The organism is Desulfotomaculum sp. 1211_IL3151, assembly GCF_036763075.1.
GTDB lineage: Bacteria > Bacillota > Desulfotomaculia > Desulfotomaculales > Desulfotomaculaceae > Desulfotomaculum.
Window position 1 is genome coordinate 39189 of sequence record NZ_JBAIYV010000010.1, and the last position, 12985, is coordinate 52173.

Here is a 12985-nt window from a genome sequence, read left to right on the forward strand (position 1 = left end):
CTTACAACTCCATGAATGCCTAGATACTTTCCCTATACAACATCATTACATCTTGCAAATTTGTTTCCCTTGGGTTTGTGGCCTGGATTTCACTCTTAGTAACCTGAAGTGCCATTTGCTCTATCTGGTCAGTTGTTATACCCACATCCCGTAGCCGTTCTGGTATCCCAATACTCTGAGCTAAACTTTTTACAGCATGTACAGCCCTAAGGGATGCTTCATGCATGGGCAGCTTGTCCACTGGTTCACCAAAACTTTTAGCAATCTCAATAAATTTTTCCGGAGATGCCATGCTGTTAAATTTCATAACTGCCGGCAGCATCACAGCGCAGGCAACACCATGATGAATGTTGTAGTGACCCAATAAGGAATTAGCCATGGCATAGACATTGCCCAACCCAGAATTATATGAACCCATGGCGGAAAACAAACAGGCATTCTGCATACCCACTCCCGCCTCCAGATCCTTACGGTTAGCAATAAACCGTCTCAAATATTTGGCCACTAATTGAATTGCCCTAAGGTTTAATAAATCCGTCAGCATGGATGCCCCTAAGGAAACATAGCCCTCTATTGCATGGGTTAGGGTTACCATGCCTGTGGCAGCAGCGATGTTCGCAGGCAATGTTTGCAGCATAATGGGGTCAAGAATCGCCACACTGGGAGCTTGCCATGGGGAAATCATGCAAATTTTACAGTTTTTTTGCTTATCTGCAATAATCGCCCCACCCAAAACCTCCGAACCAGTACCCGCTGCCGTGGGCACTGCAATAACAGACGAACAGCTACCCACCCTGTGCCTTTCTTCAATACCTTGACAAAAGTCACTTAGGGCTGGTTTATTAACCAATCCACAAATGGCCTTGGCAGTGTCAATGACACTCCCACCACCCACCGCCACCAATACATCACACTGTTCATTGCGATAAATATTCAAACCACTTTCTACCGTTTCAATGGATGGGTTGCTTTCCACTTCTTCGTAAATTACATAGGCGAGATTTTCCTTACTCAGTGAATCAAGGATATCAACCAGCAATCCAGTATTAATAATTCCTCTGTCTGTGCAAACAAATACTACATTACCGCCCAACTTCCTTACTTCTTTGCCAAGTGTTTTTCTAGAATCTACACCACTTATAATCTTTGTGGGAGTAGTAAAAGAACTGACCATCATTGTTAATTATGTCACCCCCTTTATGTCAAGATAGTGAAGTTCTTTATTCACACTATATAAGCAAGGACCATGCCAAAGGGCAAAAGTCTGTAAATTCCGAGATTTTTGACTACGCAACCTGCGACTGTATTGTATTATTGCAATGTCATAAAGCTGACCAATTTAATTAGTCAGACTTGTTAAAATATGAAAGGCCTCCGTATTAAAGAAAATTCAAACTATACCGGCCTTTTTTGAAATGTCTCCCCCAAGACATTTATCTAGAAGTTCCTACAATTAAACACAAAAAACTGTGCACCCTTGCACAGTATCCTTGCAAAAATGCACAGTTCTTATATCAATGCGTGTTTTTTTAGCTTCCTAAATATCGTTGACCGATCCATGCCAAGGACCTGTGCAACATTTGAAATCGTACCATGAAGCTCCAGTGCCCTTTTTAACAATTCCCTTTCAAAACTATCCATCATTTCGCTTAGGGTTCGGTCCCCCATATTAAATGATTCTGGCTGAAATAACTGATCCTTATGATTATCATCGGCAATAAAGTAGCTGGGTAAATCAGTTACATCCAAAATATCCTTTTCTTGAGTAACCACCAAACCTTGAATTAAATTTTCCACCTCTCGGACATTACCAGTCCATTTGTAGTGTAAAAGGTAGTTTTTCACACTGGGGGAAAAATGTATATGTTTTTTGTATTTTATATTAAACTTATCTAAAAAGTAATTGATTAATGGGATAATCTCTTCCTTGCGTTCTCTGAGCGGCGGAATATCTAAAACTGCAACCCGCAAACGATAATACAAATCACTTCTAAAGCTGCCATCCTTAATCGCTTCCTCTAAATTTCGGTTGGTGGCTGCAATAAATCGAACATCCACTCTTTTTATCCTTGTGGATCCTACACGCATTACTTCTTGATCCTGTAACACCCTCAGCAGTTTGGCCTGCATGGGTAATGGCAGCTCACCCATCTCATCCAAAAAGAGTGTTCCTTTATCCGCCAATTCAAAGTAACCGGGTTTCCCTTTGGCACTGGCCCCAGAAAAGGCTCCCGGGTCATAGCCAAACAACTCCGATTCAATCAAATTTTCAGGGATTGTAGCACAATTAATTTTAAAAAAGGGCTGATCCTTGCGACTACTATATTCATGAATTTTCCTAGCAAAAACATCTTTACCGACACCTGTTTCACCCAATAAAAGAACCGTTGTATCGGTTGCGGCAATACGTTTAAGAAGTTGCATCAAATTCTTCATTTTGGGACTTTCGACAATTGTCTGGCTATCCTGAAAATTACTTTTTCGTAAGTATCGGGCTTCTTGATGATACTTCTCGATAAGATCAGCTTGGCTAGCGATTTGTTCTTTTAATTGAGAAAGTACGGTTACATCCCGAACATAGGTAACGACATAAACAACCTTCCCCTCTTTATCAAAAACCGGATAACCATTTACTACAACCCGTCGCCCCTCCTTATTTACCTGCACAGAGGTTTGGGGTTTACCAGTTTTAACAATAGTAGGGTTCAGCGGGGATGTATAAACCCCTTCATTCTCTAGGTCCGTAACAAGCCGGCCAAGCAAATCTTCCTTTTTTAAACCCGTTAATTTCTCATACATACTATTAACCTTTATCGTTTGACCATTGGCATCTGTGATGTATATTCCGTCATAGAAGATATCTAGTACACTGTCAAAGAAATCCTCAATTTTGTGCGCCTTATCAGGTTGCTTAGACATTATGTTAGACTCCTTTATGAATATTCGTGCCCTTTGACCACCTCTAACTAGCTGATAGTAAATTGCCTTAATTTTCGCATAAAATCATTACCACAAAAAATTATCACTAAAACATATTTCTAGTAAAACCCAGAAAGTCATACCTCATACCCTTATCATACCTTTTTAACTCATTAAAAACAACTTTCTTGTGCATTCTGCTATGTGAAAAACAAAAACCCCCCTGCGGTCAAGCCTAACAGGGGAGTTTTATTATCTAGAATAACCCGATTGTTCTTCCGTATTCATCAATATCCACCTTATGGGCTGCCGGATTGGAGCCAAGCCCAGGCATTGTCCGCATGGAACCAGCCAGCGGGTAGAGGAAGCCCGCACCAACCGAAGCTCGAATATCCCGGATGGGGAAGATATAATTGCCGGGGGCTCCTTTTCTGGCAGGGTCGTGACTGATGGATAGGTGTGTCTTAGCCATACAAATGGGTAAATGGCCCAGGCCTAGTTCTTCAAATTGTTTTATCTTTCTTTCGGCTAAGGGCTCATATAACACGCCATCCGCATTGTAAACTTTTGTGGCCAGTATTTCTATTTTTTCCTTAATACTTAGGTTATCCGGATAGAGCAATTGAAAATCACCAGGTTTTTCACAGGCAGCCACCACAGCTTCCGCTAATGCAATGGCTCCTTCGCCGCCATCGGCCCACACGGTGATGGGATAAGCACCCAGGGCCCCTGCCTCCAGGGCCTTTTTACGAACCAACTCCACCTCTGCATCTGTATCGGTGGTAAATCGATTAACCGATACAACCACCGGAACACCAAAATAACTTGCTACTTTAATATGGTGTGCTAGGTTCGCGCAGCCCTTAGCCAGTGCATCAAGGTTTTCCCGGGTCATTTCTGCAGGGAGTGGTTTACCTGCCACCACATTACCTAACCCCCCATGCATCTTCAAAGCACGGATGGTGCAGGTAATCACCACACAACTGGGGCGTAACCCAGATTGCCGGCACTTGATATCCATAAACTTTTCCATACCCAAATCAGAGCCAAAACCACTCTCGGTAACAACATAGTCAGCCAATTTTAAGGCAATTTTGTCTGCTAGAACAGAGTTATTGCCATGGGCAATATTAGCAAAGGGCCCCGCATGCATAATACAAGCTTGTCCTTCCAGCGTTTGCACTAGATTTGGCTGCAGAGCTTCCTTCATCACGACCGTCATGGCGCCTGCTGCTTTAAGGTCCTCAGCGGTGACAGGCTTCCCTTCGTAGGTATAAGCAACAACAATACGACCCAAACGCCTTCTTAGGTCATGCAGGTTATCAGCCAGGGCTAAAATGGCCATTACCTCGGAGGCTACCGCCATATCAAAGCTGGTTTGCCTGGGGTAGCCGTTCTCTTTGCCCCCCAGTCCCACTACAATATCCCTTAGGGCACGATCGTTGGTATCCAACACCCTATTCCACATCACTGTCATCGGATCAATATTTAAGGGATTGCCTAACAAAATGGAGGTGTCAATCATCGCAGCCAGTAAGTTGTTGGCCGCTTCCACGGCATGAATATCCCCGGTGAAGTGAATGTTAATATCTTCCATGGGTACCACTTGGGAATAGCCGCCGCCAGCAGCCCCTCCCTTGATGCCAAACACCGGGCCCATGGATGGTTGCCTAAGGGTTGTGATCACCTTTTTGCCAATCTTACCCAAACCCTGTGATAAACCAATGGTGGTAACTGTCTTTCCTTCTCCCAGGGGGGTTGGCGTAATGGCTGTGATATCGATTAGCTTACCTTGCGGGCGATCACTTAGCTTTCTTAAAACATCCAGGTTGATTTTTGCCTTATACTTGCCATAAAGGTTGATATCCTCTTCATCTAAACCAATGTTTTTGGCTATTTCGTTGATGGGTGTCATTTTATGATTTTGGGCAATCTCCAGATCACTGGGAACAACTTTCATTTAGCGAACCTCCTACCCTAGCTTATTTTCCGCTCTCTTAATAAATTTGTCCAGATTAATAATAAATCTTTCATGGGTGCCTGTGCCAATGGGTCCGGTTTCATCCTTGGCCTCAACAATAAAGGCAAGCCTTTTGCCGTCTACTTCAATTAATTCAGCCCTGGCAACCACCTTCATACCAACGGGGGTGGCCGCTGTGTGCTTCACATTTACCTGCGTACCCACTGTGCTTTCGCCAGCGGGCAAATGTTGATCGGCCAATTCTAAAGCTGCTTTTTCCATCAAACCAATCATGGCCGGAGTAGCAAATACCCTAACCCCGCCACTGCCGTAAGCAATGGCTGTATTATTCTCATCAACCATCGTACTTACTTCATGGAATAAACCTGTTTTCAACTCCATAACAACTCTCTCCATTCTATTACTAATTTGGCCAACCCTTTAAATTAAATAAAATTCTCCAGTTTTATAACTGGAGAATCATTTACTCATAGATCCAGGTGTCAATGGCGCGTCCGTAATCCACCAGTTCCTCAGGCTTAAAGAAAATTGCAATTTCCCTAGCAGCACTCTCTAAAGAATCAGAGCCATGAATAATATTACGGCCTACATCCACGCCGTAGGTGCCGCGAATGCTCCCATCGGCTGCCTTAAGTGGATTTGTGGCCCCCATCATTTCCCTAGCCGTAGCAATCACTTCTTTTCCCTCTACCACCATGGCCACCACTGGGCCGGATGTAATAAAATCCACTAATCCCGCGAAAAAGGGTTTCCCTTGATGCTCCCCATAATGCTTTTCCGCAACTGCACGGGATATTTTCATCATTTTAAGACCAACAATTTTGTAACCCTTTTGTTCGAATTTACTAATGATTTTTCCTACCAAACCTCTTTGAACGCCATCGGGCTTAACCATTAAATAAGTCCGTTCCATGCTGTCTCCTCCTCAAATAATGGGACAGGGTGCCAGAAAGGCACCCTGCATACTTACAGTACTTTACTTTTCTGCCTTTAAAGTACTTTACTTGCAGCACTTTCTCTGTCCCAGTGTCAATTTTATGTGCAAATCTTATAATACAATCGGCTTCTTAAGACCTGCTTCCTGCATTAGTTCAGCAAATTCTTCCGCCCCGATCGTTTCTTTCTCCATCAAAACCATAGCGATTTTGTCCAGAGTAGCTTGATGTTCTGTCAGCAGTGCCTTGGCTTTACCATAGGACCGATCGATCATTTTGCGAACTTCACGGTCAATGGCAAAGGCCACTTCTTCGGAATAGTTCCGATCGCGATTAATATCTCTGCCTAAGAAGGGAGAATCTTGTTTGTGTCCCAAGGTAAGCGGGCCCAATTCATCACTCATACCATATTCCATAATCATGCGGCGAATAATGCTGGTGGCCCGTTCTAAATCGTTTTGGGCACCGGTGCTAATTTCCCTAAGAACTACATCTTCGGCAACCCGGCCCCCCAGCAACATGACTACTTGATCCAGCAACATTGACCGGGTCATATAGTAGCGATCCTCTTTCGGTAATAAAAGCGTATATCCACCGGCTCGGCCACGGGGTATAATCGATACTTTATGCACCGGGTCCGTGTTAGGCAGCAGATACCCTACTAAGGCGTGTCCGGCTTCGTGGTAAGAAACCAACCGTTTTTCCTTCTCGGAGATAACCTTTGATTTCTTTTCCGGCCCCGCAATGACTCTTTCAATGGAGTCTTCTAATTCATGCATACCAATGCTCTTTTTACCTGAACGAGCCGCTAAAAGCGCTGCTTCATTCATTAAGTTTGCCAAATCTGCTCCGGTAAAACCAGGGGTTCGACGGGCTAATACTTCTAAATCAACGGCATCCTCAAGGGGCTTTCCTCTCGAGTGAACCTTTAATATTTCTTCCCGCCCTTTAACATCCGGTGAATCAACCACAACCTGACGGTCAAAGCGACCGGGACGTAATAGTGCCGGGTCAAGAATATCCGGGCGGTTGGTAGCCGCTACAATGATAATGCCTTCATTGGGATTAAAGCCGTCCATCTCTACTAGCAATTGGTTTAATGTCTGTTCGCGCTCATCATGGCCGCCGCCTAGACCTGCACCACGCTGGCGACCCACAGCATCTATTTCGTCAATAAACACAATACAAGGGGCATTTTTCTTGGCCTGCTCAAACAAATCCCGCACACGGGAAGCACCGACACCCACAAACATTTCAACAAAATCGGAGCCGGATATGGAGAAGAAGGGGACTCCCGCCTCTCCGGCCACAGCCCGGGCAAGTAATGTTTTTCCTGTACCGGGAGGGCCAAACAAAAGAACGCCCTTGGGTATTTTAGCTCCAATTTCATTAAACTTCTTGGGGCTTTTTAGGAAGTCCACAATCTCGGACAATTCCTCTTTAACCTCATCGGCCCCTGCAACATCCTTAAAGGTTACTTTTTGTTTTTCGTCTGTATGTAATTTTGCCTTACTCTTACCAAAGGACATCACCCGGTTGCCGCCACCCTGGCTTTGCTGCATCATAAAGAAGAATAACAGGACAAATATAAGAATCGGCAACATGGTAGTTAACAGCCCTGCCCACCAGGAAGGTTCCGGGGGTAAAGCTTGCTCATATTGAATCTTTTTGTCCTTAAACATCGGAACGATGGTTTGATCCAGTATCGGGCCGTTGGTTTCAAAATCTCTCCCATCTTTCAATTTACCAACAATAATGTTCGTGGACTTATCCGTTGTCATTTGTACCTTTTGAATCCTATTTTGTTCCAAATGTGTAATAAACTCGTCATATCGCAAGGAAACAACGGTCGTTTTCTTTTCTCCAGTAAACTGAATTAAAAATATGATTACCAGTACAATCAGTAGGTAAATGCTAAGGTTTTTAAGAACCTTATTCAAAAATGTCACTCCTCCCTGCAAGGCCCTAGAATCCGCAGATAATGAATATTTTACCACACCAGTTATTTGTTATCAATTTTATCCGTTACTATTATTGCCACTTTCTAAGCTAAGTAGAATCACCTTTTGCGTTAAACTTGTTAAACCAATGTGATCCGCCAATCGAATACCAGCCACCCAAATTATCCGCTGCGAATCTTTCTCTACTATTAGAGGTATTTTGTCACGTAAATGTTTTGGTATCTTACGGTCGATCATAAATTTTTTTAACTTGACTTTCCTACCCAAACCAAAGGGAATAAATACATCTCCCGCTTGCCTAAACCTTACCTCCAATGGCTGTGCAACACGATGGTAGTCGATAGCCGCCATATTTAGCGGAAGTTTCTGAGGTGTCAAGGGCATTTCGTCTTTGTTCATAATCCGGGTGCTGACTTTCATGTTCTCTATCGTAACGCTGCCCGGCAGTTCCAATTGATAAGATGCCTTTGTTGGCTGTGATCCGATAAGGTCTTTACTGAAATCCACTCTGTCGAGAGCCAGCCTAACTTTTATTCCCGCCGGCATTTCGATCATTCTTTCAGCACCGCCTCTTTTCAAATGGTTTATTAGATTATCCACATGCTCAAAGGCTATCCCCTGTTTCGTTCCGTGCAATTGCTGGTAAGCAATTCGAATGATCCTTCTTAATAGAACCGTGGACTGGTTCATTAATTCTTTTCGATTCAAAACCAGTGCTGAACCATTCATGTCGAGCAATACCTTTTGGTACATTTCATAAGCAAGGCCTTCCAGAAATTCGTCCTCTTCACGAATCTGGTCAGCCATACGTGATAATATTGCCACTATACCGGGTGCATAATCTTTTTCCAATAAAGGGATAAGGTGATGTCTTAGCTTATTTCTACGGTACTTTGTTTTTAGATTCGAGCTGTCTATCCTGTAAGATAACCCATGCTGTTGGCAATATTGTTCAATTTCATCCCGACGTATTTTTAAAAGGGGTCTAATATAAAGATTGTCTCTCATCGGAGCAATGCCACCTAAACCCTTGAGGCCAGATCCACGAAATATATTCATCAATACCGACTCAGCCTGATCGTTGGCATGGTGTGCCAGTGCTATTTTATGCCCTTGGGCTTTATGTAATACATCGCAAAAAAATTGATACCTCAGTTCCCTTGCTGCAACCTGGGATGAAAGTCCGTTGCACCTGGCATAGGCAGGTACATCTCTCTCTTCCGAAATACAAGGTATACCCCATTGGCTGCATATTGCCTGAACAAATAAAGCATCTCCTTTGGCTTCCTCCCCACGAAACATATGGTTTAGATGAGCTGCATAAAGGGATATGCCAAGTCTTTTTTCTAAACAATATAAAATATGTAAAAGTACTACCGAATCCGGGCCACCCGAAACCCCCACAATAACCCTTTGCCCTTCTGTTACCATCTTATGCCGGGCAATTTCAGTGTATACTCTTTCTAACACCTCCATACTGCCTGTCTCCTTAGTTTTCTATGCTATATAGTATAGGTTCAACATTTACCAATAATCTCCTCCCTTTTGGTTGTTAGCTTTTAGCTTTTAGCCTTTAGTTTTTATTAGCCGTTCGCCCTTGTCGCCGGCTAACAGCGAATAATGAATGGCTAACGACTAAAAAGGCTGACCCCTATCCGATTGGGTCAGCCTTCACCTAATCCCTCCATTATTCACCCGAAGCCAATACCCTGGCCACAATGACAGTCATATCATCAGCTATTCGTCCGCCGGCGGCATTTTGAGCCACTTCCAGAATAACGTCTGCTGCTTCTTGTGCCCCTATTTTGCCTAGCTTCTTAAGAATGCCGGCAATCCATTGATCTTGGTCTTCGTCCGTCCCCCGATAAGAGTCGAGCACACCATCGCTAAGCATGACTAGCCGATCGCCCTCTTCCAGCACCCTACTGACAGATACAAATTGTAAGTTCTCCACAACCCCAACCGGCAGGGCACTGGTTTTAATCACCGCCACCCGCTGCCCTCTGACAAGGTAACTGGGGACTGCACCAATTTTCAAAAAGGTTCCGTTGCCACTATATAAATCCACGATAGCCAAATCCACCGTTGAAAAGGTTTCTTCTGTTGATCGCAGCATCATAATTGAATTTACGGTTTTCACTGCTAAGTCTTGTCCAAAACCAGATTCTAATAAATGTTCAAGCAAAGAAACAATGGTGCCGCTTTCTTTGGCTGCTTTTAACCCAGTCCCCATGCCATCGGATAGAACAAGTGCCATGCGACCTTCCTTGAGCTGAAGAATGGAATGCGTATCACCGCACACAGAATTACCATCTTTGCCTGTTTTGGCAACGCCTACATCCAAGCTATACCTCAGGGCCGGGTAAAGTTTAAAAGCACAGCAGTCTTCACCAGACCTCAATTGGCAGGTTGTACTGGCAACATTAAAACCCCTGCCCACAACTTTGGAAACAACCGGCGCGATGGTAAAGCGGCACTCCATGCCCCCTTGGCAGGCCTGTTTTACGATACCAACCTCCATCAAACCATCTTCCTTGTGGAGTGTATAAACCTCCTGTACGGGTATCCCCATTTTTGCAAATTGATTCTTCAATGCCTCATCGATTTCCCCATCCAATTCAACGTCAAACTCCAACTCACTGGACATGCTCTCCATAATATGGGAAATCCCCTTTAGCTGCTCTGACACCAGTTCTCTGCTCTCCAGTAGACGTTGATGCCAATAGTTGTTTACCTTGTAAGTTTCATAGAGACAGGTAATTGTTATGGACATCTCCTTCAACCTGGCACAGCGCTTTTTTAGTTCATCCGAAAGGTCCTCAATGGCGATCTTACCTTGTAACTCAACGGTAGACAGCATATCCAACATATTTTGATAGGTCCGATAAAAGTCCCTTTCCCAGCAGGTTCGATAAAGGGCACATCCCTCACACACCTTTTTGCTTACCTCTGTAAATAACTGTTGTAGGCCGTGCTCCTCTTGGCTTTGCTGAACGGTACTGGATACCTGTTCAAAGCTCCTTGAAAGCTCTGTAAATATGGATGCCCAATTTCGGATACGATCCACCGTAAGTTCCCTTAATCGAATATCTTGTGACGGTGTCACCGTGATCGTTTCCCTCTTGCTCTGGGGCAGGTACTGCATAATTTTTTCTTGCCACCGTGCAGGAAATAATAAGAAAAGCATGCTGGCAATTGCGGTTTCAGTTAAGACCCCTCTGAGATCACCATAATTAGCTACATAAACAGCCAACAAAATATTGCCTAGCAAAAAACCGATTGCCACTGCAAACTTACCAAAACCCCTGACCGCTCCTGCCAATACCCCGGCGAAGGAATAGGCACCGATAATAATGGGGGTTACCATAAAGGCTAAGCCCGGAATAACGCCCATAATCGCCCCTGTGGCCGCCCCAACTCCTAAGCCTCCCAAGTAGGCTCCTAATAGAATAACAACCCGGCTGAGAATGCCCCTGAGGGACACAAAATCATATCCCAGACCACCCGTACCAGCGATTACACCTGTTAACAATAGTAAAAAACAAAAAACGGTTTCCCCCGTCATTATTCGTGGCACATTTCCCCCGGCAAAGGGAGTTAAGGCCTGCAGATAAACAAAGGTCAGAACACCCGCAAAGGCCGCCTCAAAACCAGCGGTAATGTAAGGGTAAAGGGCTGGTGCCTGCACACTGATAAAAATACTTTTTATGGTAACAATTGTTACCACAACAACTCCCGGTATCACCAGCCAGGGACGGTTAACCTGGGGCTTTACAGATAACACCGCTAAAAAGCCCGTGGCAATAATGGCACAGTTATGCCAAAAATCAATACCCTGAGAAGTTGTCATTAAGCCGCCAATAACAGCTAAGGGGAGCAGCGGCAGGGGGCCAAACACCCACACAGCAGCACATACAAAACTAATACCAAAGGGGGAAAGTTCACCCAAAAGAACAGCCCGGCCTAAGAAGAATCCTAGTATATAAAGGATGAACCTTTCCTTGGTTAAGGCTCGTCCAAGAAATGCTAAAGAAAAAGGATTCCTCTTATTCTCTGTTTTTTTAGCCTTGCCCATGCTTTGCTGTACATCGGCTTCTTTCCTTTTATTTGAACCCTGTCCCTTCCTCTGGTAGGTATAAATATCCACTTGTTCAAACAACAGGCCCACCCCTTACTTTGTCACTTTTGCTCCATTATAGTATAGGAGGTGGAAAATATCTGTCATTATTGGTAGGTTATTCCAGTTTTTATTGCGACAATTCCTGATATAATTCTAAAATCAACCCCTGCAAAATATCACTTTCGGAAACGGTTAAACCCGCTAAACTCAGGCCTTCCACAACATTTTTAACAATCGTAACTCCCGCCGGAATAATGTCGGCTCTTTGGGGTTGCAGGCCAACAATCTTTTTCCTATCTTCTAAATTGGTTTCTAGCAACAGCTTTAGCAGGCGCTTAATCTCCTCTGTTGTTAGAAAATAACCGTGTACCAATTCCGGTTGGTATGTGACGGAACCTAAAGACATGGCAGCCAGAGTCGTTGCTGTTCCTCCCACAGCCACCAGGGAGACGTTTCCCTTTAGCTGGTCTTTTATCTTGCCGAGGGTCGTTGCCATAATTTCTCTCATGTTTTCTTCTGAGTAGGCTCCTTCTGTCATGCGAACTGCCCCCAGGGGCAAGCTGACATAACGAATCCCTTGCTCATTTTGCCAAATAAATTCCGTACTTCCGCCACCTACGTCCAATACCACTGTATTTTCCCCAACCAGAGGCAACCCGCTCAGGACACCATGATAGCTGGCTGCAGCCTCCTTTTCGCCGGAATAAACCTTAACTTGCAAACCGGTTCTGGCTAAAACCAGTTGCAAAAATTCATCTTTATTACCGGCATCTCTCACCGCACTGGTGGCAGCCAAAATAATAGCCCTCGGGTTATGGGTTGCTATTTCACCCAAGAAAGCCTCAATGGCCTCCACGGTCCTTTCCATGGCCTCAATTAGCAACTTTCCATGATTAATCCCCTGGCCCAGCCGAGTGGTCATGAGACCACTTTTAATCAAGGATAGGCCATCATTTTCTACCTCCGCCACCAAAAATCTGGTGGAATTTGTCCCGATGTCGATACTGGCAAGACGCATAATTTTACCCCCGTCCTTAATAAATAAGCATTCCCTAAAAAAGGGAATGCT

At 44.3% G+C, this 12985-nt stretch carries 9 protein-coding genes; all 9 read right to left on the reverse strand.

The window, feature by feature from the left end; genetic code table 11:
- Window positions 1–19: 19 nt before the first annotated feature.
- The 9 genes from V6C11_RS01520 to V6C11_RS01560 all read right to left on the reverse strand — a co-directional run bounded on the left by V6C11_RS01520 (window position 20) and on the right by V6C11_RS01560 (window position 12934).
- A complete protein-coding gene (locus V6C11_RS01520; protein ID WP_333529313.1) occupies window positions 20–1177 on the reverse strand; it encodes an iron-containing alcohol dehydrogenase in 1158 nt (385 codons plus the stop codon).
- Window positions 1178–1509: 332 nt separating this feature from the next.
- A complete protein-coding gene (locus V6C11_RS01525) occupies window positions 1510–2919 on the reverse strand; it encodes a sigma-54 interaction domain-containing protein (RefSeq protein WP_333529314.1) in 1410 nt (469 codons plus the stop codon).
- Between the two features lie 256 nt (window positions 2920–3175).
- Window positions 3176–4879: a formate--tetrahydrofolate ligase gene (locus V6C11_RS01530; protein WP_333529315.1), complete on the reverse strand. Its 1704-nt coding sequence runs from the start codon at window positions 4877–4879 to the stop codon at window positions 3176–3178.
- 12 nt (window positions 4880–4891) lie between these two features.
- Window positions 4892–5281, reverse strand: coding sequence for a thioesterase family protein (locus tag V6C11_RS01535; RefSeq protein ID WP_333529316.1), 390 nt, complete (start codon window positions 5279–5281; stop codon window positions 4892–4894).
- A gap of 82 nt (window positions 5282–5363) precedes the next feature.
- Complete coding sequence (ndk, locus tag V6C11_RS01540; protein WP_333529317.1) at window positions 5364–5813, reverse strand: nucleoside-diphosphate kinase; 450 nt, start codon at window positions 5811–5813, stop codon at window positions 5364–5366.
- A 135-nt stretch (window positions 5814–5948) separates the two neighbouring features.
- On the reverse strand, window positions 5949–7775 hold the full coding sequence (gene ftsH / locus V6C11_RS01545) for an ATP-dependent zinc metalloprotease FtsH (RefSeq protein ID WP_333529318.1): 1827 nt from the start codon (window positions 7773–7775) through the stop codon (window positions 5949–5951).
- A gap of 78 nt (window positions 7776–7853) precedes the next feature.
- Window positions 7854–9272, reverse strand: a complete 1419-nt coding sequence (tilS, locus tag V6C11_RS01550; protein WP_333529319.1) for a tRNA lysidine(34) synthetase TilS — start codon at window positions 9270–9272, stop codon at window positions 7854–7856.
- 211 nt (window positions 9273–9483) lie between these two features.
- Complete coding sequence (spoIIE, locus tag V6C11_RS01555) at window positions 9484–11955, reverse strand: stage II sporulation protein E (protein ID WP_442886015.1); 2472 nt, start codon at window positions 11953–11955, stop codon at window positions 9484–9486.
- Window positions 11956–12043: 88 nt separating this feature from the next.
- Window positions 12044–12934, reverse strand: a complete 891-nt coding sequence (locus V6C11_RS01560) for a Ppx/GppA phosphatase family protein (protein WP_333529321.1) — start codon at window positions 12932–12934, stop codon at window positions 12044–12046.
- Window positions 12935–12985 lie beyond the last annotated feature (51 nt).

What these genes read in the sequence shown, in the direction of transcription:
- V6C11_RS01560 (WP_333529321.1), bottom strand. Translation starts at nt 12,934, where the DNA reads ATGCGTCTTGCCAGTATCGACATCGGGACAAATTCCACCAGATTTTTG.
- V6C11_RS01525 (WP_333529314.1), bottom strand. Translation starts at nt 2,919, where the DNA reads ATGTCTAAGCAACCTGATAAGGCGCACAAAATTGAGGATTTCTTTGAC.
- V6C11_RS01530 (WP_333529315.1), bottom strand. Translation starts at nt 4,879, where the DNA reads ATGAAAGTTGTTCCCAGTGATCTGGAGATTGCCCAAAATCATAAAATG.
- tilS (WP_333529319.1), bottom strand. Translation starts at nt 9,272, where the DNA reads ATGGAGGTGTTAGAAAGAGTATACACTGAAATTGCCCGGCATAAGATG.
- V6C11_RS01535 (WP_333529316.1), bottom strand. Translation starts at nt 5,281, where the DNA reads ATGGAGTTGAAAACAGGTTTATTCCATGAAGTAAGTACGATGGTTGAT.
- ndk (WP_333529317.1), bottom strand. Translation starts at nt 5,813, where the DNA reads ATGGAACGGACTTATTTAATGGTTAAGCCCGATGGCGTTCAAAGAGGT.
- V6C11_RS01520 (WP_333529313.1), bottom strand. Translation starts at nt 1,177, where the DNA reads ATGATGGTCAGTTCTTTTACTACTCCCACAAAGATTATAAGTGGTGTA.